Annotated in this window: 24 protein-coding genes; 13 read left to right on the top strand and 11 right to left on the bottom strand. The window is 74.4% G+C overall.

Annotated elements, in window-relative coordinates; translation table 11 throughout:
* The 4 genes from ABZS51_RS04805 to ABZS51_RS04790 all read right to left on the bottom strand — a co-directional run.
* Positions 1-1,028: hypothetical protein (locus ABZS51_RS04805; RefSeq protein WP_355436346.1), on the bottom strand; the 1,028-nt coding region annotated here is incomplete at its 3' end.
* A 42-nt stretch (positions 1,029-1,070) separates the two neighbouring features.
* Positions 1,071-1,877, bottom strand: coding sequence for an SAM-dependent methyltransferase (locus tag ABZS51_RS04800; protein ID WP_355436343.1), 807 nt, complete (start codon positions 1,875-1,877; stop codon positions 1,071-1,073).
* 19 nt (positions 1,878-1,896) lie between these two features.
* A complete protein-coding gene (locus ABZS51_RS04795; RefSeq protein ID WP_355436340.1) occupies positions 1,897-2,733 on the bottom strand; it encodes an SAM-dependent methyltransferase in 837 nt (278 codons plus the stop codon).
* A gap of 79 nt (positions 2,734-2,812) precedes the next feature.
* Positions 2,813-5,029, bottom strand: coding sequence for a sensor histidine kinase (locus tag ABZS51_RS04790; RefSeq protein ID WP_355436337.1), 2,217 nt, complete (start codon positions 5,027-5,029; stop codon positions 2,813-2,815).
* Between the two features lie 319 nt (positions 5,030-5,348).
* On the opposite strand from ABZS51_RS04790, the gene ABZS51_RS04785 reads away from it, so the two are divergent.
* The 5 genes from ABZS51_RS04785 to ABZS51_RS04765 all read left to right on the top strand — a co-directional run bounded on the left by ABZS51_RS04785 (position 5,349) and on the right by ABZS51_RS04765 (position 11,006).
* The gene (locus tag ABZS51_RS04785) at positions 5,349-5,885 is read left to right on the top strand and encodes an ATP-binding protein (RefSeq protein WP_355436334.1); all 537 of its coding nucleotides are present in this window, start codon (positions 5,349-5,351) and stop codon (positions 5,883-5,885) included.
* A gap of 195 nt (positions 5,886-6,080) precedes the next feature.
* Complete coding sequence (locus ABZS51_RS04780) at positions 6,081-8,411, top strand: polysaccharide lyase 8 family protein (RefSeq protein WP_355436331.1); 2,331 nt, start codon at positions 6,081-6,083, stop codon at positions 8,409-8,411.
* 42 nt (positions 8,412-8,453) lie between these two features.
* Positions 8,454-8,978: a PadR family transcriptional regulator gene (locus ABZS51_RS04775; protein ID WP_310709620.1), complete on the top strand. Its 525-nt coding sequence runs from the start codon at positions 8,454-8,456 to the stop codon at positions 8,976-8,978.
* Complete coding sequence (locus ABZS51_RS04770; protein WP_355436327.1) at positions 8,971-9,636, top strand: ABC transporter ATP-binding protein; 666 nt, start codon at positions 8,971-8,973, stop codon at positions 9,634-9,636. Before ABZS51_RS04775 ends, ABZS51_RS04770 begins: the two co-directional genes overlap by 8 nt.
* Entirely contained in the window at positions 9,633-11,006 is a 1,374-nt protein-coding gene (locus tag ABZS51_RS04765) for a hypothetical protein (RefSeq protein WP_355436325.1), read from the top strand. Before ABZS51_RS04770 ends, ABZS51_RS04765 begins: the two co-directional genes overlap by 4 nt.
* Here the strand turns inward: ABZS51_RS04765 and ABZS51_RS04760 are convergent.
* Positions 10,906-12,012, bottom strand: coding sequence for a helix-turn-helix domain-containing protein (locus ABZS51_RS04760; RefSeq protein ID WP_355436322.1), 1,107 nt, complete (start codon positions 12,010-12,012; stop codon positions 10,906-10,908). The two genes, ABZS51_RS04765 and ABZS51_RS04760, sit on opposite strands and share 101 nt — an antisense overlap.
* 115 nt (positions 12,013-12,127) lie before the next feature.
* On the opposite strand from ABZS51_RS04760, the gene ABZS51_RS04755 reads away from it, so the two are divergent.
* A complete protein-coding gene (locus ABZS51_RS04755) occupies positions 12,128-12,715 on the top strand; it encodes a maleylpyruvate isomerase N-terminal domain-containing protein (protein WP_355436319.1) in 588 nt (195 codons plus the stop codon).
* Positions 12,716-12,740: 25 nt separating this feature from the next.
* On the opposite strand, the gene ABZS51_RS04750 is transcribed toward ABZS51_RS04755, so the two are convergent.
* Positions 12,741-13,157, bottom strand: coding sequence for a MerR family transcriptional regulator (locus ABZS51_RS04750; RefSeq protein WP_355436316.1), 417 nt, complete (start codon positions 13,155-13,157; stop codon positions 12,741-12,743).
* Between the two features lie 53 nt (positions 13,158-13,210).
* Here ABZS51_RS04750 and ABZS51_RS04745 point away from each other — a divergent pair, with 53 nt between their 5' ends.
* Positions 13,211-14,164 carry an oxidoreductase gene (locus tag ABZS51_RS04745; protein ID WP_355436312.1) on the top strand — a complete coding sequence of 318 codons (954 nt, stop codon included), beginning with the start codon at positions 13,211-13,213 and terminating at the stop codon, positions 14,162-14,164.
* On the opposite strand, the gene leuA is transcribed toward ABZS51_RS04745, so the two are convergent.
* Entirely contained in the window at positions 14,165-15,976 is a 1,812-nt protein-coding gene (leuA, locus tag ABZS51_RS04740; protein WP_355436309.1) for a 2-isopropylmalate synthase, read from the bottom strand.
* Positions 15,977-16,204: 228 nt separating this feature from the next.
* Here leuA and ABZS51_RS04735 point away from each other — a divergent pair, with 228 nt between their 5' ends.
* Positions 16,205-16,921 (top strand): FCD domain-containing protein, encoded by a 717-nt coding sequence (locus tag ABZS51_RS04735; RefSeq protein WP_355436305.1) that lies wholly within the window; start codon positions 16,205-16,207, stop codon positions 16,919-16,921.
* 78 nt (positions 16,922-16,999) lie between these two features.
* Here the strand turns inward: ABZS51_RS04735 and ABZS51_RS04730 are convergent, their stop codons facing one another.
* Entirely contained in the window at positions 17,000-17,626 is a 627-nt protein-coding gene (locus ABZS51_RS04730) for an NAD(P)H-binding protein (RefSeq protein ID WP_355436302.1), read from the bottom strand.
* 37 nt (positions 17,627-17,663) lie between these two features.
* Entirely contained in the window at positions 17,664-18,113 is a 450-nt protein-coding gene (locus ABZS51_RS04725; protein WP_355436300.1) for an SgcJ/EcaC family oxidoreductase, read from the bottom strand.
* A gap of 86 nt (positions 18,114-18,199) precedes the next feature.
* On the opposite strand from ABZS51_RS04725, the gene ABZS51_RS04720 reads away from it, so the two are divergent.
* On the top strand, positions 18,200-18,655 hold the full coding sequence (locus ABZS51_RS04720) for a MarR family transcriptional regulator (RefSeq protein ID WP_355436297.1): 456 nt from the start codon (positions 18,200-18,202) through the stop codon (positions 18,653-18,655).
* A 90-nt stretch (positions 18,656-18,745) separates the two neighbouring features.
* Here the strand turns inward: ABZS51_RS04720 and ABZS51_RS04715 are convergent, their stop codons facing one another.
* On the bottom strand, positions 18,746-18,964 hold the full coding sequence (locus ABZS51_RS04715) for a hypothetical protein (RefSeq protein WP_355436295.1): 219 nt from the start codon (positions 18,962-18,964) through the stop codon (positions 18,746-18,748).
* Between the two features lie 101 nt (positions 18,965-19,065).
* Here ABZS51_RS04715 and ABZS51_RS04710 point away from each other — a divergent pair, with 101 nt between their 5' ends.
* The 4 genes from ABZS51_RS04710 (at position 19,066) to ABZS51_RS04695 (ending at position 21,843) form a co-directional block, all read left to right on the top strand.
* Entirely contained in the window at positions 19,066-19,800 is a 735-nt protein-coding gene (locus ABZS51_RS04710; RefSeq protein WP_355436292.1) for a 2OG-Fe(II) oxygenase, read from the top strand.
* Between the two features lie 27 nt (positions 19,801-19,827).
* Positions 19,828-20,418 (top strand): DinB family protein, encoded by a 591-nt coding sequence (locus ABZS51_RS04705; protein WP_355436288.1) that lies wholly within the window; start codon positions 19,828-19,830, stop codon positions 20,416-20,418.
* A gap of 22 nt (positions 20,419-20,440) precedes the next feature.
* Complete coding sequence (locus ABZS51_RS04700; RefSeq protein WP_355436286.1) at positions 20,441-21,190, top strand: MBL fold metallo-hydrolase; 750 nt, start codon at positions 20,441-20,443, stop codon at positions 21,188-21,190.
* A gap of 101 nt (positions 21,191-21,291) precedes the next feature.
* Positions 21,292-21,843: an MFS transporter gene (locus tag ABZS51_RS04695; protein ID WP_355436282.1), complete on the top strand. Its 552-nt coding sequence runs from the start codon at positions 21,292-21,294 to the stop codon at positions 21,841-21,843.
* On the opposite strand, the gene ABZS51_RS04690 is transcribed toward ABZS51_RS04695, so the two are convergent.
* Entirely contained in the window at positions 21,814-22,989 is a 1,176-nt protein-coding gene (locus ABZS51_RS04690; RefSeq protein ID WP_355436279.1) for an MFS transporter, read from the bottom strand. The two genes, ABZS51_RS04695 and ABZS51_RS04690, sit on opposite strands and share 30 nt — an antisense overlap.
* Positions 22,990-23,069 lie beyond the last annotated feature (80 nt).

Genomic DNA, 23,069 nt, shown 5'->3' with positions numbered 1-23,069 from the left:
GCCTCGCCGGCCTCGCACACCAGCGCCGTGGCCAGGGCCGGGGCGTAGCCGTCGAGGTCGCCCGGGTGGTCGCGGCCGAGCCGGTCGAGCCAGGCCAGCCCGGCGCGCACCAGCCTGCCCTCGGCGCGGAACACCAGGCCCTCCACCGCCTCGGCGGCATCCTCCGGGTCCAGCGGGCCGGCCGAGCGCAGCCGCCTGAGTGCGAGGTCGGCGACGTTGGCGGGGGCGGCGGGCAGCAGCCGGGCGTAGTCGCGTCGCCGCCCGGCCACCTCATCGGGAGCCGGGTCGAGGGCCTCGTGCAGGCGGACGAAGAAGCGCAGGTCGGCAGCGGTGCCGCCGCGCAGGAACCGGCTGACGCAGCCGTCGAGCAGGAGCGCCCGGGAGATCCGGCCGCGGGCGGCGAGGGCGGCGAGCCGGACGGGCCGGTCCTCGTCGGCGCGCAGCAGCCGGCCCACCCCCTCCACCTCGAACAGGCGCGGCAGCATGGCGTCGAGCAGCGGCGCGCCGCCCGGGTCGGCCGGCCAGACGCGGACCCAGGCGAGGGTGAGCGGGTCGTGCGCGGGCGGCTCGGCGCCGGTGCGGCGCAGCAGCTCCAGTGCCAGCCGCACCGACCGGCCGGAGTCGTTGTCGGTGCCGCGCAGCCGCAGCGCGAGGCGGGCGGCGAGATCGGCCTGCCACTCCGGGGAGCGGGCGGCGACCGCGTGGAGGATGTGCGGCACGTCGTCGGGCTGGTCCCAGAACCGCTGGAACTCGCGGCGGTTCAGCCACGCGGCCGCGGCGGCGGCCCCGCCGATCGTGCCCGCCCCGGCGACCCGAAGGGGCTCCACCCAGCCGCGTCGCCCGTCGGACCAGATGTCCCAGGGCCTTTCACCACCGGCGGCCTCGCGCTTCAGCACGGCCAGGTGGCCGGGCAGCTCGCGGGCCACCTCGCCCCGCTCGTCGCCGGTCAGCCCGGCGACCACGGCCGCCGTGGCGGCGGCGTCCTCCTTCGCGACGGCGGCGCGGACCGCCTCCCATGCTCCAGTCATGATCGGGGACCATAGCGGCGCCCGCCGACAATCACCGGAGGCTCAGGCCTTCCGGCCCACCCCGCAGACGGCGCTGACCGGCTCGGAGGGGTTCACGCTCTCGGCGTCGGGCCGCCACAGCGGCGTCGGGACCACGCCCGGCTCCACCATCTCCAGCCCTTCGAAGAACGCGGCGACGCGCTCGGGGGCGCGCAGGTGGTAGGGGTAGGCGGCCCGGGAGTTGTAGCTCTCGACGGCCGTGACGAGGGCCGGGTTGCCGTTGGTGCCGTCGCTGAGGGCGAGGTAGCTGCCCGGGGGGAGCCCGTCGAGCAACTGCCGGACGATGCCGTCCGGGTCGTCGGCGTCGGGGACCTGGCCCATGATGCTCAGCATGGTCAGCCCGACCGGCTGAGACAGGTCCAGCACCTTGGCGGCGCCCTCCAGGATCCGCTGCGGGTCGCGGACGTCGGCGTCGATGTACTCGGTGACGCCCTCCGGCGTGCCGGCGAGCAGCGCCCGCGCGTGGACCAGCACGAGCGGGTCGTTGTCGACGTACACGACGCGGGAGTCGGGGGCGACCGCCTGGGCCACCTCGTGGGTGTTGTTGGCCGTGGGCAGGCCCGTGCCGATGTCCAGGAACTGGCGGATGCCCGCCTGCCCGGCCAGGAAGCGCACCGCGCGGTTGAGGAAGCGCCGCTGGAGGCGCGCCACCTCGGCGAAGGCCGGGAACAGCGTCAGGATCGTGTCGCCGGCCTGCTTGTCGACGGCGTAGTTGTTCTTGCCGCCGAGCAGGTAGTCCCACACGCGGGCCGAGTGCGGCTTGGTGGTGTCGACCCGGTCCCAGGCGGAGCGAGCGCTCTGGTCGTCCATTGCTCTCCGATCGGAGGTCTCAGTCGCTTGCGGATACGTGGCCGACGCCGGCCAGGATGCCCGGACGGTCGAGGTCGAGGTCCAGGCCGGGCTCCCCGTGCGGGTCCCAGGCGTCCACCGGCACGATGCCGGGCGGGAGCGGCTCCAGGCCGTCGAAGTAGGAGGCGATCTGGTCGTAGCCGCGCCGGGCCAGGCCGCCCGAGGTCGTGCCGGAGTAGACCTTCTGGCCGGCGTGGGCCATGTCGTCGGTGGCGTTGCCCTCGTACAGGTGCGACAGCACGAGGTAGGAGCCGGGGGTCAGCCGCTCGCGGATCCGCGCGACGACGGCGGCGGCCTCGGCGTCGTCGGTGACGAAGTGCAGCACCGCGACGAGCAGGACGGCGTACGGACGCGAGAAGTCGATGTGCGCCGTCACCTCGGGGTCGTCGAGGATCGCGTCCGGGTCCTTGAGGTCGCCGGCCACGGCGAGCACGTCGGGGTCGCGGGCGAGCAGGGCCCGCGCGTGGACCAGCACGATGGGGTCGTTGTCGACGTAGACGACGCGCGACCCCTGCGCGTGCCGCCGGGCGACCTGGTGGACGTTGTCCTGGGTGGGCAGGCCCGCGCCGATGTCGACGAACTGGGTGATCCCCCTCTCGGCGAGCAGGCGGACGGCCCGGCCGAGGAAGCCGCGGTTGGCCCGGGCGATCTGGCGGGCGTCGTTGCCCATCTGCAGGCCGAGCTCGATCATCTTCTCGGCCGCCTCGCGGTCGGCCGCGAAGTTGTCCTTCCCGCCGAGGTAGTAGTCGTACATGCGGGCGACGCTCGGGACTCGGGTGTCGACTCCGGGCGGTGGCACGCGGTCCAGGTCGCTCACACGACCCCCTCTCGCTGTGATCTTCTGGGCCTGATTCTAGGAAAAACCCGGCCCCGTGCCACAAGATCCGCGAAGTACGTCAGAACGAAGTTCGGTCGGCGGTCCCGTGCGCCGGTTCGGGCGGGACCACGTTCCCGGTCTCGTCCGGTCCGGCCGCCGGGAGGGGCAGCACGGCCTCCACACGGGTGCCGCCTCCGGGCTCGGGACCGATGACGCAGACTCCGCCCAGCTCGGCGGCGCGCTCCCGCATCGAGCCGAGGCCGACGCCCGCCCGGTGCCCGTCGGGCAGGCCCCGGCCGTCGTCGCTGACGCGCACCCGCAGCGCCGACGGCTCCCGCCGCAGCACCACGCGGGCGTGGCGGGCGTCGGCGTGCCGCCGGACGTTCGTCAGGGCCTCCTGGACGATCCGGTAGACGGCCACCTCCGTGGCCGCCGGCAGGCCGCCCAGGTCGCCACCCGTCTCGACCTCGACCACCGTCTCCACCTCGACCACCGTCTCCACCTCGACCACTGTCTCGACCTCGACCACCGTCTCGGGCGAGGACTGGCCGGCCAGCTCCTGTACGGCCCGCGCCAGGCCGAGGTCGTCGAGCGCCGGGGGACGCAGGCCGTACACCAGCTCCCGGATGTCGCCCGCGACGGCGTCCATGCCCGAGCGGAGGGCCTGGAGCAGCGTGTCGGCGGAGTCGGGGGAGCTCTTGAGGCGGCTGCGGGCGATGTTGATGGTCATGGCCATGCCCGACAGGGTCTGGCCGAGGCCGTCGTGCAGGTCCCGTCGCAGGCGGCGGCGCTCCTCCTCGCGGGTGGTGAGGATGCGCTCCCTGGAGCGTTGCAGGTCGGCGGCCATCCGCACGGCGTGGGCCACGTCGGCGGCGTACGGCGTGAGCGTGGCCAGCACCCGCTCGTCGTGCGCGGCCGGGAACCGGCGCGGACCCGGCGGCCCCACCAGCAGGCGGCCGACCAGCTCGCCGTGCCAGACGAGCGGCACCTCGCGCGGCTCGTCGCCCACCCGGCCGCTCTCGACGTAGCGGGGCTCGCCGTCGGCCACCTCCACCGCGGCGCCCTCGACGGCGAGCCCGTCGCGCAGCACCCCCACCACCGAGTTCAGCGCCTCCGCCGGGTCGGCCCGCCGCACCTCATGGGTCAGCCGCTCGGCGAGCAGCCGCGGGTCGCCGACCTTGCCGTACAGCAGGCGGTCGACGGCGCGTTGCAGCGCGCGCCGCAGCGGCTGGAAGAACGCCCCGGCGAACAGGGCGGCCACCAGCCCCGCGACCTCGTCGTACCCGGAGACCACCAGACCGGCCAGCGCCCCGGCGCCGAAGTACACCGCGCTGACCACGGCCAGCAGGCCGGCAGCCACGAACGTGCGGCTGATCACGGTGTCGATCCCGTACAGGCGGTACCGGGTCACCGAGAAGGCCAGCGCCACCGGGATCAGCGCCGCCCAGGTGATCGACAACCACGTCAGCCCGGGCACGAACGCGCCCACGACCAGGAAGACGATGTACCCGATGTAGGCGAGCAGCGGCCAGCCGATCTGCCGCCGGCCGACGGAGTCCGCGCGACGCAGGCGCACGACCAGGGACAGAGCCGACAGCGCCATCGCGACGTAGATGCCGGTCCAGGCGATCGTGGAGATCGTGTCGTTGTACGGCGCCAGCGCGGGGATCTGGAGCGGGTTCGGGATCACGGCCGGGAACGCGTAGCCGGACGGCGGCGGGTCCGGGCGGAACACCGACCTCAGCATCTCGGCCGCCAGGGCCACCGCCCCCAGCGCCACGACCGGGCGCCAGCGCGGCGAGGGCAGGCGGCCGTCGGGCGAGTACAGCGGTAGCAGCGTCGTCAGGGTCACGCCGCACACCGCCCAGCCGACGCTCCCGGCGAAGCGCAGGTAGCCGGCCGTGGCCAGCTCTCCCTCGGCGGCGAGCCGGAACATCAGCGCCTGGGAGAAGTCGCTGATCCCGGCCGCCAGGCCGCCCGCGCACATCAGCCAGGCCATGTTCAGCCGGGGCCGGTGGTGGATCAGGAACGCGCCGACGACGGGGAAGGTGAGGGCGGCGGCGGACTGGGGCGTCGCCGTGAGGGAGGGCAGCCACGCGTCGGGCAGGCCCGCGAAGACCAGCAGCGCGGTGATCTCCAGGACCGGGCCGAGGGCCGCGGCCACGGCGGCGCCGGCCTGCGCGACCGTGCTCCCGGACCCCTCGGTCGCGCTCCCGGACCCCTCGGTCCTGCCCCCGGCCCTCTCGGCCGAGCCGTCCGCCTCGGTGGTGCCGTCCGCGCCGGTCAGTCCGGCCATCCTGTCCCCGCTTCCTCGCCCCCGCGTGCCGCGCTGGACAGGATTATGGACCCTTCAAGGTGCCATTTCGCCCATCGTGGCCAGGCCGTTACGGCCACCACCCGGGCCGCCATACCTAGCCGTCCCCCTACTCAGGAAATAGGTATCTATATCGGGATTTCTCACGTCCCCTCGGGCGAACCAGTGAGGGAGGCTTAAGACCTGAGCAGACCGCTCGGGGGAAGCGAGAAGCAAGGGTTCCGATCATGTCCCACCACCGGCCCACCAGTCCGCCAGTGGATCACCACTGCGGTGACAGTGCTCACCAGGAGGACGTGTCATGAACGTGCACTCCTGGGTCTCATTGATCGCCGCCCTCGGCGGCAACACCCCGGTGGACAGCCGGGTCGCCTCCTGGCGGCTCCCGCCCCACCCCCACCAGGTGGGCAGGGCGCGCCGCCTGGTCCGCAAGAAGCTGACCCAATGGGGCTTCGCCGACGAGGTCGAGGTCGCCGAGCTGCTCATCAGCGAGCTGGTCAGCAACGCCCTGGAGCACGCCCACGGGCCGATCGGCGTCAGCGTCTCCGAGTCCGACGGCCTGCTGCGCTTCGAGGTCGAGGACTCCAACCCCGATCTGCCGCAGGTACAGCTGTCCCGCCGCCACGACGAGCGCGGACGCGGGCTGCAACTGGTGGACATGCTCGCCTGCTGCTGGGGCCGCGACCACACCCCGCGGGGGAAGGTCGTCTGGTTCGAGCTGCCGGTGAGCGCCCAGGCCGAGCACGCGCCGGCGGGCACTGCCTGCGCGGGCACGGTCAGGCGGGCTGCGCACGGCCACGCCCAGCGAGTGGCCGCGATCATCGCCGAGCCCTCCTGAGATCCCCCACGGGACGCCGGGGCCGAGCAGGTCACCGGGTAAGGATCGACCCCGGCGTCCCCTTTCCCCCACCCTGACGGGCCGCGATCCTTCGCACCTCTCCCCATCGGATCGCGGTCCCCCCTTCCCCCCTCCCCCCTTCCCCCCTCGCCCTTCGTCCCAGGGCGGGCGCGTCGTCACGCGATAATCTGCCCCGTGCGCGGATACACCCGGCGATCTCTCCTGGTGCTCGGCGGGGCAGCGGCGGCCGGGGCGGTCGTCCCGGTGGCCGCCGGCGGCCTGTGGGGTGACGCGTTCGCCGTCCTGCGCCGCCGGTGGACCGCGCTGACCACCGATCCGGTCTCCGGGCAGGCGATGCTCCCGCCGTACCGGGAAAGGCTGACGGAGCTGGGGCGTGCGGCGGCCCGCCTCCGCGACACCATGGCGCCGGGCCCCACGTCGCTCTGGCCCGGCATGCCGTACCCGTCGTTCAACGCCACCCCGGCGCGGCTGCGCTCGATGGCCCGCGCGTACGTGCTGCCCGGCACCGGGCTGACCGGCGACCCGGGCCTCGCCTCGGCCGTCGCCGCGGGCCTCGACCACTACCGGCGGCACGTGTACGCCGCCGGCGCGGAGGCCAGGGGGAACTGGTGGAACTGGCAGATCGGCGTGCCCAAGGCCCTGCTCGACGCCGCCGTGCTCGTCGCACCGCACCTCACGTCCAGGCAGGCGCACGGGCTGCGGGACGCCGTGGACCACTTCGTGCCGCCGCGCCGCCTGTACGACTACAGCGGCAACAGCACCGGGGCGAACCGGGTGGACCTGTGCACGGTCATGTTGCTGCGCGCCGTCCTCGGGGCCGACCCGGACCGGGCCGCGCTGGCCGCCTCCGCGCTGTCCCCTGTCCTGCGGTACGTCGAGGAGGGCGACGGGTTCTACCGGGACGGCTCGTTCATCCAGCACACGTACGTGCCGTACCAGGGCGGGTACGGCTTGGTGGCCCTCGCGGGGCTGGCCGCGCTGTTCGCCGTGCTGCGCGGCACGCCGTGGGAGATCCCCGAGCACGAACGGCGGGTGCTCCACGACAGCGTGGACGGGTCGTTCGCGCCGGTGATCCATGACGGGTTCTGCATGGATCTGGCCGGCGGGCGCGGCGTCGGGCGCCGGCCGTACGGTGACCACCGCAGGGGACGCATGATCGCGGCGTCGATCCTGCTGCTCGCCGAGACGGCGCCGGCCGCTGACCGGGAGCGCTGGCGGGCGATGGTCAAGGGATGGGCGGCCCGCGACACCGCCCGGCCGATGCTCGGCACGGCGGAGACCGAGGGCGACCTGGGCTTCCACGCCCGGCTGGCGGCGGTCACGGCCGACGAGCGGATCCCGGCGGCCCCCGAGCCGGCCGGGCACCGGCTGCTGCCCATGAGCGCCCGAGCCGTCCACCGCGCGCCGGGCTGGTGCGCGGGGCTCAGCATGGCGTCGTACCGGGTGGGCCACTACGAGCACGGCAACGGCGAGAACCTGCGCGGCTGGCACACCGGCTCCGGAATGCTCTACTGGTGGGCCGAGGGCCACGGGGACCAGTACTCCGACTCCTTCTGGGCGACCGTGGACCCGTACCGGCTGCCGGGCACCACGGTCTCCACCAAGCGGCTGCCCGACGGGGCGGGCGCGGGATGGGGCGACACGTGCCCGCCGGGCCGGTGGGTGGGGGGCGCGTCCGACGGCGCGTACGCGGCGGTCGGGCAGCACCTCAACGGGCTGGACAGCACGATGGAGGCGTTCAAGTCGTGGTTCTTCCTGGACGACGCGGTGCTGTGCCTGGGGGCGGGCATCAGGAGCGAGGACGGCGTCCCGGTCGAGACGGTCCTCGACAACCGCCGCACCGGCGCGCCTCTCACGGTCGACGGCACCCGGGTGGTCGCCGATGACCTTCCGGAAGACACGGGGGTCGCGCGCTGGGCGCACCTGGACGGGCACGGCGGCTACGTCCTGCCCGGTGGCGGTCCCCTGCGGGTCCTCCGCGAGCGGCGCGCCGGGGCAGCAGGGGCGGACGCGGCGGGCGCTGTGGCGCGCGACTACGTGACGCTCTGGCTGGACCACGGCGCCGACCCGCGCGACGCCGCGTACGTCTACCTGCTCCTCCCCGGCGCCACTCAGGAACGCACCCGGGCCCGCGCCGCCGACCCGGGCTGGGCCCGCGTCCTCGCCAACACCTCCCGCGTGCAGGGCGTCCACGTCCCGTCACTCGGGCTGACCGGTGTCAACTTCTGGAACCCGGGCACGGCCGGCCCCCTGACCGCCTCCGCGCCCTGCGCCGTCCTGCTCCGCGAGCTGCCGGACGGCACCGCGACCCTCACCGTGGCGGACCCCCGCTGCGACCTGGACGAGCTGACCGTCACCTGGCGCCGGCCGGTGACGGCCCTGGTCCAGGGTCACCCCCGGCTGGCCGGGGCCACGACGGGCCCGGCGCTCACCGCCCGCTTCGACGGCCTCGCCGGCCACCTCGGCGCCTCCTGCACGATCACCCTCCGCCCCGCTTCGACCTGAAGCTATTCATGGCATGTATACATTCCATGTATAGTCGCGGCCATGTCGACAGGACATGTCATGCTCGGGCTGCTGACCGAACGCCCGAAGCATGGATACGAGCTCAAGCGCGAGCACGACCGGCGCCTGCCCGGCGCCAAGCCGCTCGCGTACGGCCAGGTGTACGCGACGTTGCAGCGCCTCCAGCGCGACGGGCTCGCCGAGGTGGCGGAGACGGCGCAGGAGGCCGGCCCTGAGCGGACGGTCTACGCGATCACCGAGCGGGGCCGCGCCGAGCTGGCGCGCTGGCTCGAACAGACGGAGCCGCCCGCCCCGTACGTCTCCAGCCCGCTCTTCTCCCGCGTCGTCGTCGCCGGCCTGGCCGGTGGCGCCGCCGACGGCTACCTGCTCAGGCAGCGGGCCGCGCACCTGGCCCGCATGCGGGAGCTGACCGCCGAGAAGGCCGCGGGCTCACCCGCCGAGGCGCTGGCAGCCGACTACGCGCTCCAGCACCTCGACGCCGATCTGCGCTGGATCGAGACGGCCCTCGGCCGCCTCACGGACCTGAAGGAGGGCGGCGATGCTTGAGGCACGCGCGCTGCGTAAGACGTTCGGCCGGACCGTCGCGCTGAACGAGGTGTCCCTGACGATCGGCGACGGCGAGATCGTCGCGATCACCGGGCCGAGCGGGTCCGGCAAGTCCACGCTGCTGCACTGCCTGGCCGGGATCGTCCGGCCGGAGTCGGGAGAGGTCGTCTTCGACGGGCGGCGCGTCGACGCCCTGGACGAGGCGGGCCGCGCGAGGCTGCGCAGGGAGAGCTTCGGCGTCGTCTTCCAGTCCGGCCGGCTCGTGCCCGAGCTGACGGCGGCCGAGAACGTCTCCTTACCCCTGCTGTTCGGCCGCCATCCGCGCCAGGAGTCGCTGAACACGGCCCGGTCCTGGCTGGAGCGGCTGGGCGTGGCCGGCTGCGCCGACCACCGCCCCGGCGAGCTGTCCGGCGGCGAGGCTCAGCGGGTCGCGGTGGCCCGCGCGCTGGTCACCGGCCCGCGCGTGGTGTTCGCCGACGAGCCGACCGGCGCCCTCGACTCCCTCGGCGGAGAGCGGGTGCTGGACGAGCTGGTCCGTACGGCCCGCGGGAGCGGCGCCGCCCTGGTGCTCGTGACCCACGACAACCGCGTGGCCGCCTACGCCGACCGGGAGGTCGTCCTGCGTGACGGCACCGTCGCCGCGGAGGTGACCACGTGATCGCGCTGGCCCGGATGCTGGCCCGGGGTGGCTCCCCGAGGGAGCGGGCGCGCGGGCGCCTCATGGCCGCGGGGGCGGCGCTCGCGGTGCTCCTGCTCTGCTCGGCGGTCAGCCTGCTCACCTCGGCGGTGAGCGCGCTCGACCGGGGGACCCGGCTGGGACTGGCCGACGCCGGCTCCGGCGAGCCGGTGCAGGTGCATGGGGTGATGGCCGCGTTCGCCACCCCCGACCGGCGGGCGGTCACCGCCCTGGTCCTGGCGCTGCTGGCGGTGCCCGCGGCGGCCTTCGTCCACCAGGTGAGCCGCCTGGCCGCGGCCACCCGGGAGAGGCGGCTGGCCGCCCTGCGGCTGGCGGGGGCCACGCCGGGCGACGTCCGGCTGCTCGGTGCGTACGAAGGAGGCCGGCAGGCCCTGGTGGGAGGGGTGTGCGGCGCCGCGGTGTACCTGGCGGGGGCCTGGGCCCTCGGCGGCGCGTCACCGCTGACGGCGCTCGGCGTCCTGCTGGGGGTCGCGCTCTGGGGGATGCTGTCGGGGCTGCTGGCGGGGCGGCACGTGATCGCCTCACCGCTGGGCGTGACGCGGCGGTCCCGGCCGGCTCAAGCTCACGTCCGCGACCTGGTGATGGTCACGGTGGGTGGGGGGCTCATGGTGGCGATCCTGACCGGGAAGGGCCGGCTCCTGCGGCTGGACGCGTACGGGATGTCGGCGGTCCTCGTGACCGGAGCGGTGCTGCTGCTGTTCGGGCTGGTTCTCAGCGCGGCCTGGCTGATCGGGGCCGCCGCCCGCCGGGTGGGGCACCGCACCGGGGAGGCGGAGACGCTGCTCGCGGCCCGGATGCTGGAGGCGGACCCTCGGGGGTGGGCCCGCGCGCTGTCCGTGGTGGGGCTGACCGTGTTCTTCGGAGCCATGGTGGGCGCCCAGCAGGGGCCGGGGATCGTGAAAGGCTACGTGGCCGAGTCGCCGTTCGCCGTCACGGCGTACGCGCTCGTGGACCTGTCGTTGCTGTTCGCGCTCGTCGTCTCGGCCGCCGCCCTCGTGGCGCACCAGGCCGAGGCGCTGCTCGACCACCGCGGCTCGTTCGCCGCCCTCGCGGCCTCCGGCACCGAGGCGCCCTCGCTGGGCCGGGTGCTCGCCCGGCAGGCGCTCATCGCCTCCCTGCCGGTGTGCGCCGTCGCGGCCGTCGCCGGGGCGGCGGTCGTGATCGCGACGGTGCCGGAGGTGTACGCCGAGACGCCCGCGGCGCTGGCCGTGGCGGGCGGGCGGGCGGTGGTCATGGCCGGGATCGGGATCCTCGCCGCCCTGGTGGTGGCCCGGCTCTCCCGTCCCCTGCTGCGCCGGACCGCCGCTCCGGAGCGGCTCCGGGACGAGTGACCTCGCCGGAGTGTGAGCCCGAGCGCGGGAAGGCGCGGCGGTAGTCGCCGGGCGAGACGCCGACCTGCCTGAGGAAGTGGTGGCGCAGGTTGTTGGCGGTGCCGAGGCCGCTCAGCTCCCCCACCCTCTCGATCGGCAGGTCCGTCGACTCCAGCAGGCGCTGCGCCAGGCCGAGCCGCTGGTTGAGCAGCCACCGCAGCGGCGTTGTGCCGGTCGCGGCCCTGAGGCGCCGGTAGAAGGTGCGCGGGCTCATCGCGGCCCGGCGAGCCAGATCCTCGACCGTGAGCGGCTGGTCAAGCCTGGCCCGAGCCCACTCCAGCACCGGCTCCAGCCCCGCGTCGTCGGTCACCGGGACGGACAGGTCCACGAACTGCGCCTGCCCGCCGGGCCGGTGGGCGGGCACCACCATGCGCCGGGCGAGCTGGTTGGCGACGTGCGCGCCGAGGTCGCGGCGCACCAGGTGGAGGCAGAGGTCAAGGCCGGCGGTCACGCCGGCGCTGGTCAGCACGTCACCGTCGTCCACGTACAGCACGGAGTCGTCCACCAGCACCTCCGGGTAGCGGGCGGCGAGCTGGGCCGTGTGCATCCAGTGGGCGGTGGCGCGGCGGCCGTCGAGCAGCCCCGCCTCGGCCAGCGCGAAGGCACCGGTGCACAGCGACACCATGCGGGCGCCCGCCTCGTGTGCGCGGCGCAGCGCGTCGGCGAGGCCGGGGGGCAGCGGCTCACCGTCCTCGACGCACGGGTCGGGCACGGAGGTCACGATGACGGTGTCCGCGCCGGCGAGGCCGTCCAGGCCGTAGCGGGTCCGCACGCTCAGCTCGTACGGGGACCCGCCGCCGCCGGATCCGCCCGGGCCCACGGCGCACAGGCGCAGGTCGTACCAGGGGTCGGCCAGGTCGGGCTGTGGCTTGCCGAAAACCGTGCACGGGATGCTGAGCTCGTACAGATCCCAGGATGGGATCCCGATGCCCTCGGGCACGACCAGGGCGACGGTGCCGGCACTCACCCGACCGAGGATATGGCAGCTTTTTGTGGCAAACCGTCATTCCTGTCACTGTCCCCGTGCCTCTCCTCCTGTCAGCGTGTCGGTGGCCCAACGGCACCCGTACGAGGAGAGACCCATGAACCCCGCACCGACCCCCGCCGACCTCCTGGCCGCCACCGCGGAGGAATGCCTGGCGATTTTGGGCAAGGGGACCGGCCAGGACTGGTCGCGGCCCGCCGGCGACCTCGACTGGTCCTGCCGGACGACACTCGACCACCTCGCTCTCGGGCTGGTGGGGTACGCGGGTCTGCTCGTCGCCCGGCCGGCCGACCGCTACATCACCCTGTTCGCCTCGCTGGACCCGGCCGCGCCCGCCGACGCCTGCCTGGAGGGCGTCGGCATCGCCGCCACCCTTCTGGCCGCCACCGTGCGGACCACTCCGGCCGAGGCACGAGCGTGGCACCCGTGGGGACACTCCGACGCCACCGGCTTCGCCGCCATGGGCGTCGTCGAGCTGGCCGTCCACACGTACGACATCACCCGCACGCTCGGCCTGGACTGGACGCCGCCGGACGGCCCGAGCGCCGCGGTCGTCGCCCGGCTCTTCCCGGACGCGCCGGCGGGACACGGACCGGCGGAGACGCTGCTGTGGTGCACGGGCCGCACCACCCTCCCGGGGCTCTCCCGTCGCACGGCCTGGCAGTGGAACGGCTCCGTCCGGTGACCGGCCCCCGGTGTGGCGTGAGCGGTCAGGCGGGGGGTGAGGGGGTCGGGGACCAGAGGCCGGTGGCGGTGCCGTCCTCGACGTGCCGCTCGTAGGCGACCACCTTGCCGTGGATGACCTCCAGGCTCGCGGTCAGCTCGGCGATCCGGGCGCGGACGTCGCGCTCGTGCTCGCGCAGCAGCTCCAGGCGGTCGCGCTCGTTGCCGGGGCCTGAGCGCACCAGTCCGGCGAACCTCCTCAGCGTCGCGATCGGCATGCCCGACTCGCGCAGCCGGTTGCAGAGCAGCAGCCATTCCACGTCCGCCGGCTCGTAGACCCGGCGGCCCCCGGCGGAGCGCGGGATGAGGCGCAGGAGCAGGCCCTCCCGCTCGAAGAAGCGCAGCGCGTGCACGCTCAGGCCGGTGGCCGCCGCCGCGTCCCCGATGGACAGACCGTCCGCCACGCTTCCCTCCTCGGTTTGACCTAGAGCGAGCTCTAGATTCTAGCGTCGAGCCCATGATGAACAGGCAGCACAAGATCGGTAGTGGGTTCGGCGCGTGGAGCACGGCCGAGGAGGTGCTCGCCGGCCTCGACCTGACAGGACGGACCGCCCTGGTCACCGGTGGTTACTCCGGGCTGGGCCTTGAGATCACGCGGGCGCTGGCCGGGGCCGGCGCCCGGGTGGTGGTGGGCGCCCGCCGCCCGGACGCGGCCGGTGCGGCCCTGCGCGACGTGCCGCGTGCGGAGGTGGGCCCGCTCGACCTGATGGACCAGGCGGACGTGCGGCGCTTCTCCGGCGACCTCCTGGAGAAGGGCCGGGCGATCGACGTGGTCATCGCCAACGCGGGCGTCATGGCCTGCCCCGAGACCCGCGTGGGCCCCGGCTGGGAGGCCCACTTCGCCCTCCACCTCGGGCACCACGCGCTGGTCAACCACCTGCGCCCCGTCCTCGCCGCGGGCGGGGCGCGCGTGGTGGCGGTCTCCTCCTCCGGGCACTTCCTGTCCGGCATGCGGTGGGACGACGTCCACTTCCGGGGCGGGTACGACGGCTGGCTGGCCTACGCCCAGGCCAAAACCGCGGCCGCGCTGTTCGCGGTCCACCTCGACCGGCTGGGCGCCGCGGCCGGGGTGCACGCGTACGCCGTGCACCCCGGCAGCATCCTGACGCCGCTGCAACGACACGTACCTCTGGAGGAGCAGGCCGCGCTCGGCTGGATCACGCCGGACGGCACTCCGGCCGCCGGCTTCAAGACCCCGCGGCAGGGGGCGGCCACCGCCACGTGGGCGGCGACCTCGCCCCTGCTCGACGACCACGGCGGCGCCTACTGCCAGGACTGCGACGTCGCCGAGCCGGCCACGACCGACGACATGCTCGTCGGCGGGGTCAAGCCGTGGGCCGTCGACCCGGACGAGGCGGCCCGGCTCTGGGAGCTGTCCGGCGAGCTCACCGGGGTGGACGCCTTCTCCTGATCAGGCGCCCGGGGCGCCGGGAGCGCCGAGGGCGGCGTTGGCGGCCGACACGACGGCGTCCACGGCGGCGGTCAGGACCGAGGAGGCCAGGCCCACCCCCCACGCGGTCGCGTCGCCGGCCCGGCACTCCACGTACGCCGCCGCCACGCTCTCCGCGCCGCCGGGACCCACCGAGGCGGGGTGTGCGGAGGCGGGGACGGCGTGCTCGGTGTAGCCGGTGATCTCCACGTCGACCCCCAGCCCGCGCAGCGCCGCGGTGAGCGCCGCCAGCGGCCCCACACCCGTCCCCTCGCCCCGCGCCTCGCGCCCGCCGACGACGAAGTCCCCGGTGAACGCGTGCTCGCCGTCCGCGCCCTCCACCTTCCAGCGCAGCAGCTCCACGGGGCCGGTCCTGCCGGCGTACGTCGCCTGGAACAGCTCCCACAGCCGCTCCCCCGTCACCTCGCCGCCGCTCAGCTCGGCCTCGGCCTGCACCGCCCGGGAGAAGTCGGCCTGCAGCCCGCGCGGCAGGTCCAGGCCGTGCTCGGCGCGGAGCACGTACGCCACGCCGCCCTTGCCGGACTGGCTGTTGACGCGGATGACGGCCTCGTAGTCGCGTCCCACGTCGCGCGGGTCGATCGGCAGGTACGGGACCGCCCACGGCGCCCGGTCCGGCGTCACGCCCAGCTCCGCGGAGCGCCGTTCATGGTGGGCGAAGCCCTTCTTGATCGCGTCCTGGTGGGTGCCGGAGAAGGCCGTGTAGACGAGATCGCCCCCGTACGGGTGCCGGGGGTGGACGGGGATGCGGTTGCAGTGCTCGACCGTCTCGCGGATGACGTCGATGTCGGAGAAGTCGATCATCGGGTCTACGCCCTGGGCGTGCAGGTTGAGCGCCAGCGTGACCAGGTCCACGTTGCCGGTGCGCTCCCCGTTGCCGAACAGGCAGCCCTCCACCCGCTGCGCCCCCGCCAGCACGGCCAGCTCGGCGCAGGCGACGCCGGTGCCGCGGTCGTTGTGCGGGTGGACCGACAGGATGACGCCGTCGCGCCGGTCGAGGTGGCGGTCCATGTACTCGATCTGGTCGGCGTACACGTTGGGCGTGGCGACCTCGACGGTGGCCGGCAGGTTGTGGATCACCGGCCGGTCGGGGCTCGCGTCCCACAGCGCCGACAGCCCGTTGCAGACCTCCAGGACGTAGTCGGGCTCGGTGAGGTTGAACACCTCCGGCGAGAACTCGAACCGCACCCCGGGCCGGCCCTCGGCCGCGCGGGCGACGTCCTCGGCGGCCTCGGTGATGAGCGCGCGCAGCTCGTCGCGTCCGTGCCCGAGGACGACGTCCCGCCAGGTGGGAGCGGTGGCGGTGTAGAGGTGGACGACGGCGCGCGGCAGCCCCTCGATCGAGGCGTACGTCCGCTCGATCAGGTCGCGCCGGGCGGCCGTGAACACGACCGGGGTGACGTCGTCGGGCACCAGGTCGTGCTCGACGAGCAGGCGGACGAAGTCGAAGTCCGTCCGGCTGGCCGACGGGTAGCCGACCTCGATCTCCTTGAAGCCCATGGCGAGGAACAGCTCGAACATGCGGCGCTTGCGCTCCGGGTCCATGGGGTCGGCCAGGGCCTGGTTGCCGTCGCGCAGGTCGACCGGCACCCACAGGGGGGCGGCGGTGACGGTTCGCGAGGGCCACCGCCGGCCCTCCAGGGGAACGGCGACGCGGTCGTGGACGGGCCGGTAGCGGAAGGACGGCATCGCGCTGGGCCGCTGGGGGTTCCAGCGCGGCTGCGCGGCGGGCACCGCGCCGGAGGGGGTGCGCAGGCCGGGGAACGACGTGGACATGGAGGTCCTCTTCTCTGGGACGGCCCGTTCTCCGGGATGACCCGTTCTGTGGAACGGGCCTGGAACGGGCCTGGCGACGGGGAACGGCAGGCGACCGGCGGCACGGGGTCCCGCGGCGGGGCGCCGATCGCGTCAGGCCCCGCCGCGGCGGCCGAGAAGAAGACCGGGCAGCGTCATGGGCGCTACACTAACCACACCACAGCTCCTCAGACAACCTGAGAGGTACGGATGACGTCGCCCGGTCTCGCCCCGCTCAGCCGCAGCCCCCTCGTGGACCAGGCAACCCAGCGGCTGCGCGAGCAGATCACCGGCGGCCACTGGCCGGTCGGCACCAAGCTTCCCGGCGAGACCACCTTGGCCAGGGAGCTGGGCGTGGGCCGCTCGACGGTCCGCGAGGCGATCCGCGCGCTCAGCGGTGCCGGCCTGCTCGCCGCCCGTCAGGGCGCCGGCGTGTACGTGATCGCCACCGAGCCGGCGGAGGACTGGCCTGCCCGTCTGCGCCGTGCCGCCGTGGTGGACCTGTACGAGGTGCGGACCATGGTCGAGGTGCAGTCGGCCCGGATCGCGGCGGCCCGCCGCACCGAGGAGGACCTGGAGGCGATGGACCGGGCGCTGGAGGAGCGGCGGCGGGCGGCCGTGGAGGCGGACGACGCCGGGTTCGTGGACGCCGACATCGCGCTGCACACGGCCGTGGTGGCGGCGGGCCACAACCCGCTGCTCGCCGGCCTGTTCGCGGACTTCGTCCCGGTGCTACGACGGGGGCTGACCGACCTGATGGCCCTGGTGGACCTGCGCGCCCACGACCCGGCGCTGGGCGACGACTCCCACGCGGCGCTGGTGGAGGCCATCCGCGCCGGCGACTCCGAAGCGTCGGGGCGCATCATCGAACGCGAGCTGAGCGACACCCTCCGCCTCTTCCAGCGGGAGGCCCGTCACTCCGGATGAGCCGACGCCCGCCCGTCGGAGGCGGACGAGGCGAGGACGAGAGGACGGGCGACCGCAGGACATGATCCGCCGTTCGGCTCAGGACGAGATGGCCACCGTGGTGCGGAAGGTCGCCGGGTCGTCGAGCCGGTCGAGGATGAAGGCCGCCAGCTCGGCCCGGGACGTGCGGGTGCCGACGCGCTCCGTGGCGCCGACGCTCACGCGCGGACGGCCCGTGGCGGGCCGGTCGGTCAGGCCGGTGGGTCGCATCGCGGTCCAGTCGAGGTCCGTGGCGGTCAGCAGCCGCTCCATCAGCCGCATGTCGGCGTACGGGTGGCGCATGACGCGGTGCAGCAGCCGGCCGGCGAGCCTGGTCACGGGGCCCGCGCCGGGCGGCGTCCCCAGCCCGGCCGAGGACAGGACGACCAGCCGGCGGCTCGTGCCCATGGCGGCGACGATGGCCGCGGTCCCGGCGGAGTAGACGGTGGTGGGGCCGCGGCCGGTCGAGCCGAGGGCCGAGACGACGGCGTCGTGCCCGGACAGGGTCCCGGCGAGGTCGCCGGGGCGCAGCACGTCGGCGGCGTGCGGGGTGAGGCGGGGGTGCCGCAGGCCCAGGGTCTCGGGGCGGCGGGCGATCGCGGTGACGTCGTGACCGGAGGCCAGCGCCCGCTCCACGAGGACGCGCCCGGTGCGGCCGGTGGCGCCGATGACGGCGATGGTCGCCATGTGTGTGTCCTGCTCCCGGGGGTCGGCGGGGTCGGGGTCAGCGGGGCTTGGTGGCGGGCTGGAACTTGAAGGAGACGGCCTCCATCAGGCGCTGCCGCTTGGTCTTCTGGATGGCCGCGATGCGCCAGCGGCCGTCCTCGCCGCGGACCAGCGTGTAGGTCTGGACCTTGCCGAGCTTTCCCGGCCTGCCCTTGTGGACGTCGCCGCGGCTGACGACCACGGCCGTGTCCGCGCCGTAGAAGCGGATGTCGAGGATCTCCATGGCGAGGCGGGTGTCCTTGAGGAAGCTGTCGAACAGGGCCTGGTGCGCGCGGCCGATCTCCTCGCCGCCCTGGTAGACGGTGCCGACGAAGGTGACGTCGGTGGCGTCGTCGGTGAACAGCTCGCCGTAGGCGGCGCCGTCGCCGCGGCCCCACGCCTCGCAGGACCGCTCCAGCAGGTGCCGGACGGCGGCGGTGTCGGCCTCGGTGGTGCGCTGGTGGTTCATGCCCCTGCTCCTCCATGGTAGCTTCACAGAAGAAGTTTCTTCTCCGAAGATTTCTCTTCTCTGAGGAAGAGATTAGACATGGAGGCGTGACGGTGTCAACACAGGGGATGCGACCGGACGCGGGCGCGGTCTACCGCCGCTACCTGAGCGCGGTGCTGCTGCACGGCCAGGCCGGCGCGCGGGCCTGCGACCTCGGGGCCACCGACCTGTACGCGCTCAACATCCTGGAGCTCAACGGCCCGATGACCCCCGGCGAGCTGGGCGAGCGCGCCGGGCTGACGACGGGGCCGACCACGCGCCTCATCGACCGGCTGGAGCAGGCGGGGTACGTACGGCGAACCCCGTCGCCGGACGACCGCCGCAAGGTCATCGTGGAGACGGTCGGCAAGCCCGCCCGGCTGGACGAGGTCATGGCGCCGGCCCGCGAGAAGGTGGGCGAGATCCTCCGCGGATACTCGCCCGAGCAGCTCGACGTGCTGTTCGACTACTTCACCCGGGCCGCCGCGGCGTACCAGGAAGCCACGGACGACCTGCGCGCGTGACCGGGCTCATCGCGAGATCGCATGCCTCGGCGCCCGGTGCCGGGACACCGGGACGCTGAGGCGTCACATCCGGCCGGGGTGGACGAGCGGTCAGCGGCGCCGTACGCACCTGTCCCAGCGGTCGCTCCAGTACCAGCCCTCCCCACACCGAGGACCGGCGCGGTCTCCGGCCGACGGTCCACTGATCGTCTGCTGCGTCGTGTCGGTGGTCTGCGCGCCGGCTGCGCCCGCCGACGCGACGAGCGTGGCGGCCAGGCTCAGGGAGCCCAGCAGGACGGCGCATGCCTTGCGGATGCATGTTCTCTCCATGGCCTCATCATCGAGGGCGTGCCGTGACCGCAGCGTGACGTCCGAAAACCGCCGGGATTCCGGGGCCCTCCGGTGTTGAAGAGAGGGAAAGGAGAGACGCCATGCACACATCACAGCTCACCTCACAGCTCACCTCACCCGAACGGGTCGGGCGGGCCGACTGGGGACGGCTGGCCGGGGAGATGGACGCCCACGGCTGCGCGCTGACCGGCCCGCTCCTCACGGCCGAGGAGTGCCGGGGGATCGCGGAGCTGTACGAGGAGGCCGCGCTGTTCCGCTCGACCGTCGACATGGAGCGGCTGCGCTTCGGGCGCGGGCAGTACCGGTACTTCGCCCGGCCGTTCCCCGCTCTGGTCGAGGAGCTGCGCCAGGCGCTGTACCCACGCCTGCTGCCGATCGCCCGGGACTGGGCGGCCCGGCTCGGCAGGCCCGCGCCCTGGCCGGACACCCTCGACGCGTGGCTGGCGATGTGCCACGAGGCCGGCCAGACCAAGTCCACGCAGATCCTGCTGCGCTACCGCGAGGGCGACTGGAACGCCCTGCACCGCGACCTGTACGGGGACCTGGTGTTCCCGTTGCAGGTGGTGATCGGCCTGGACGAGCCCGGATCCGGCTACGGCGGAGGGGAGTTCCTGCTGGTCGAGCAGCGGCCCCGCGCCCAGTCGCGCGGCACGGTGACGCTGCTGCCGCAGGGCCACGGCCTCGTGTTCACCACCCGGGACCGGCCCGTCGCCTCGGCGCGGGGCTGTTCGGCCGCCCCGGTACGGCACGGCGTCAGCACGGTGCGGCACGGTCTGCGGCGCACGCTCGGCCTGGTCTTCCACGACGCCGCCTGACGCCCGATCGGTGACACAATGCCCGGCATGACCAGCTACGACCCCAAAGCGGACCTCCACCGTTACCTCCAGACCGCCCGCGAGGCCGTGCTGTGGAAGCTCGACGGGCTCTCCGAGTACGACGCCCGCCGCCCCCTGACCCCGACCGGCACGAACCTGCTGGGCCTGGTCAAGCACCTGGCGAGCGTCGAGCTCGGGTACTTCGGCGAGGTCTTCGGACGGCCGTCGGCCGAGCCGCAGCCGTGGTTCGAGGAGGGCGCCGAGCCCAACGCCGACCTGTGGGCCACCGCCGACGAGTCCCGCGAGCAGATCATCGCGCTGTACCACCGCGCGTGGGAGCACACGGACGCCACGGTCGGCGCGCTCACGCTGGAGTCGACCGGGCGCGTGCCGTGGTGGCCGGAGCACCGGAACGAGGTCACGCTGCACAAGATCCTCATCCACGTGACCGCCGAGACCAACCGGCACGCCGGCCACGCCGACATCGTGCGCGAGCTGATCGACGGCGCCGCCGGCCTGCGCGCCGACGCCGGCAACCTGCCGGAGGCCGGCCCGGAGTGGTGGGAAGAGTACCGGAGCCGCCTGGAGCGCGTGGCCCAGGAGGCGGCCGGAGAATGAGCCACATGCCAGACTCCTGACCATGGACGCTCCTGTACGGGTCACGCTGGCGGGGGCCGGTAACGCGTTCGGCGACGGCGGCATGCTGCAGACGTGCGTGCACGTCCAGGCCGCGGGGAGTGACGGGGCGCTGCTCGTCGACTGCGGCGCCACGGCTCTGACCGGGCTGAAGCGGCTCGGGCTGCAGCCGGGCGACGTCTCGGTCGTGGCGGTGTCGCACCTGCACGGCGACCACTTCGGCGGGCTGCCGTTCCTCATCCTGGACGGCCAGTTCACGCGGCGGGTGCGGCCGCTGCACCTGGTGGGGCCGCCCGGCCTCCAGGCGCGGCTGGAGCGGGCGATGGAGGTGCTGTTCCCGGGCTCTGCGTCGGTGAGCAGGCGGTTCCCGGTGCACGTCCACGAGGTGGCGCCCGGCTCGTCCGCGCTGGTCGAGGACGTCGAGGTACGGGCGTACGAGGCGGACCACGCCGCCGGGGCGGCCGCGCTGGCGCTGCGCGTGAAGGTGGGCGGCCGCACGATCGCCTACAGCGGCGACAGCGCCTGGACCGACACCCTGATCGACGTCGCCGACGGGGCCGACCTGTTCCTCTGCGAGGGCTACACGTTCGACCGGGCCGTGCGCCACCACCTGCACGTGCCGGAGCTGATCGCCCGGCTCGACCGGCTGCGATGCCGGCGGCTGCTGCTCACCCACGCGGGGCCGCAGGTCCTGGCGCGGCGGGCGGAGCTGGACCTCGAACTCGCCGAGGACGGCATGGTCCTGGAGGTCTGACGGACCGCGCCGGCGGGCGAACAGCTCAGTGACGGCCCGCCGGCCCCGCCGGCTCGGCGACGGCCAGCGGCGACTCCTCGCATGCGATCAGGCGCACGCCCATGCCGCCGCACGCGCAGCGGACGGGGAGGACGTCGGCGCTGCGCGTCCACGGGATGGAGGACTCGCTCCTCGGGATCTACGTCACCTTCGGCGTCTTCGCCGTCGGCGGCCTCGGCAACTACACCGGCGGCCTGCTCGGCGACCGCTTCGGCCGCGAGCGCACCGCGATCGGCATGATGGCCGTCTCGGCTGCCTGCGCCGCGTTCATCGGGCTGCTCATGGGGGCGCCGCTCTGGCTGCTGGTCGTGGTCGGTCTGGTGTGGGGGTACAGCGTCGTGGGCGACTCGGTGCAGTTCTCCGCGCTGGTCACCGAGCTGGCCGACCAGAGCTACGTGGGCACGGCGCTGACCCTGCAGATGGCGTTCGGCTTCCTGCTGACCGGCGCGACGATCTGGCTGGTCCCGGCCGCCGAGCAGGCCGTCGGCTGGCGGTGGGCGTTCGCCGTGCTCGCCGTGGGGCCGCTGGCGGGCATCGTGGCGATGCGCCGCCTGCTGCGCCTACGCCGCGAGCACGCTCCGGCGTCAGCCGGAGCGGCCCAGCCGTCCCAGTGACGCCGCCATGAGCAGCGCCGCCAGAGCGCCGCACACCATCACCGCCGAGACGGAGACCGCGTCCACGACGACCCCGCCGAGCAGCGCGCCGAGCGCGAACGTGGCCTGGAACGACGAGGTGAACACGACCGTGGCGGCCTCCGGAGCGTGGGGCGCGGCCCTGGCGAACCACGCCTGGGAGCAGACCGGCACGGCCCCGTAGGCCAGCCCCCAGAGCACGAGCAGCGCGAAGGCGCCGCCGGCCCGCGTACCCACTACGGGCAGCAGGAGCGTCACGGCGGCGATCAGGCAGCCGGCCGCGGCGAACGTGCCCCGCGGGGCCACGGCGACGGCCCGGCCGGCCACGAAGTTGCCCGCGATGCCCGCCACCCCGTACGCGAGGAGGGCGGCGCTGACGGAGGCCGGGTCGAGCCCGGTGACCTGCTCCAGGAACGGTGTGACGTAGGTGTAGGTGCCGAAGTGGGCCAGGACGACGAGGGCGGTGGCGAGCAGCGCCACCCTGGTGCCCCGCCCGCGCAGGAGGTCGCGCAGCACCCGGGCGCTGGTTACCTGCCGCGCGGGCAGCGGGGGCACCAGCACGAGCAGGGCCGCCAGGACGACGGCCGACAGTGCGGCCAGGGCCACGAAGGCCGTCCGCCAGCCCGCGACGTGCCCGATGAGGGTTCCGGCCGGCACGCCGAGCACCGACCCCAGCGGCACGGCGGAAAAGATCAGGGCCGTGGCCGTGCCGACCGACCGGGCCGGCACCAGCCGGGCGGCCAGCCCGGCGCCGATGGACCAGAAGCCGCCGATGGTGAGCCCCACGAGCACCCGGGAGACCAGCATCACCCAGTAGGCGGAGGCGACCGCCGCCAGCACGTCGGCCAGGGCCAGCACCACCATGAGCGCGCACAGCATCACCCGGCGGTCCAGGCGCGCGGTGGCCAGGGTGACGGCCGGGGCGGCGATCGCAGCGACGACGCCCGGCAGGGTCATGGTCAGGCCCGCGGTGCCCTCCGAGACGCCGAAGTCCGCCGCGATGGTGGTCAGCAGGCCGATGGGCAGGATCTCGCTGGTGACGATGGCGAAGATGCCGAGGGTGAGCGTGGTGACGGCGAGCCAGCCGACGACGGGCGGGCGCGAGCGGGTGAGGACTGCCGTGGACATGGGTTTCCGTTCGGACGTTGATGGCTGCTTCGGGGAACGACTCAGCCAAACAGTCACGACACGTCTGACACCGGCGGCTT

Origin of the sequence: Nonomuraea sp. NPDC005501, from assembly GCF_040605905.1 — a bacterium.
GTDB lineage: Bacteria > Actinomycetota > Actinomycetes > Streptosporangiales > Streptosporangiaceae > Nonomuraea.
The sequence above is the reverse complement of the archived record's forward strand: the minus strand, read 5'-3'. Positions and strand labels throughout refer to the sequence as shown.

Excerpts from the sequence above, each read along its gene's own strand:
- ABZS51_RS04800 (WP_355436343.1), bottom strand. The coding sequence starts at position 1,877 with ATGGACGACCAGAGCGCTCGCTCCGCCTGGGACCGGGTCGACACCACC.
- ABZS51_RS04790 (WP_355436337.1), bottom strand. The coding sequence starts at position 5,029 with ATGGCCGGACTGACCGGCGCGGACGGCACCACCGAGGCGGACGGCTCG.
- ABZS51_RS04785 (WP_355436334.1), top strand. The coding sequence starts at position 5,349 with ATGAACGTGCACTCCTGGGTCTCATTGATCGCCGCCCTCGGCGGCAAC.
- ABZS51_RS04775 (WP_310709620.1), top strand. The coding sequence starts at position 8,454 with ATGTCGACAGGACATGTCATGCTCGGGCTGCTGACCGAACGCCCGAAG.
- ABZS51_RS04770 (WP_355436327.1), top strand. The coding sequence starts at position 8,971 with ATGCTTGAGGCACGCGCGCTGCGTAAGACGTTCGGCCGGACCGTCGCG.
- ABZS51_RS04755 (WP_355436319.1), top strand. The coding sequence starts at position 12,128 with ATGAACCCCGCACCGACCCCCGCCGACCTCCTGGCCGCCACCGCGGAG.
- ABZS51_RS04745 (WP_355436312.1), top strand. The coding sequence starts at position 13,211 with ATGATGAACAGGCAGCACAAGATCGGTAGTGGGTTCGGCGCGTGGAGC.
- leuA (WP_355436309.1), bottom strand. The coding sequence starts at position 15,976 with ATGTCCACGTCGTTCCCCGGCCTGCGCACCCCCTCCGGCGCGGTGCCC.
- ABZS51_RS04735 (WP_355436305.1), top strand. The coding sequence starts at position 16,205 with ATGACGTCGCCCGGTCTCGCCCCGCTCAGCCGCAGCCCCCTCGTGGAC.
- ABZS51_RS04730 (WP_355436302.1), bottom strand. The coding sequence starts at position 17,626 with ATGGCGACCATCGCCGTCATCGGCGCCACCGGCCGCACCGGGCGCGTC.
- ABZS51_RS04725 (WP_355436300.1), bottom strand. The coding sequence starts at position 18,113 with ATGAACCACCAGCGCACCACCGAGGCCGACACCGCCGCCGTCCGGCAC.
- ABZS51_RS04715 (WP_355436295.1), bottom strand. The coding sequence starts at position 18,964 with ATGGAGAGAACATGCATCCGCAAGGCATGCGCCGTCCTGCTGGGCTCC.
- ABZS51_RS04710 (WP_355436292.1), top strand. The coding sequence starts at position 19,066 with ATGCACACATCACAGCTCACCTCACAGCTCACCTCACCCGAACGGGTC.
- ABZS51_RS04705 (WP_355436288.1), top strand. The coding sequence starts at position 19,828 with ATGACCAGCTACGACCCCAAAGCGGACCTCCACCGTTACCTCCAGACC.
- ABZS51_RS04700 (WP_355436286.1), top strand. The coding sequence starts at position 20,441 with ATGGACGCTCCTGTACGGGTCACGCTGGCGGGGGCCGGTAACGCGTTC.
- ABZS51_RS04695 (WP_355436282.1), top strand. The coding sequence starts at position 21,292 with ATGCCGCCGCACGCGCAGCGGACGGGGAGGACGTCGGCGCTGCGCGTC.
- ABZS51_RS04690 (WP_355436279.1), bottom strand. The coding sequence starts at position 22,989 with ATGTCCACGGCAGTCCTCACCCGCTCGCGCCCGCCCGTCGTCGGCTGG.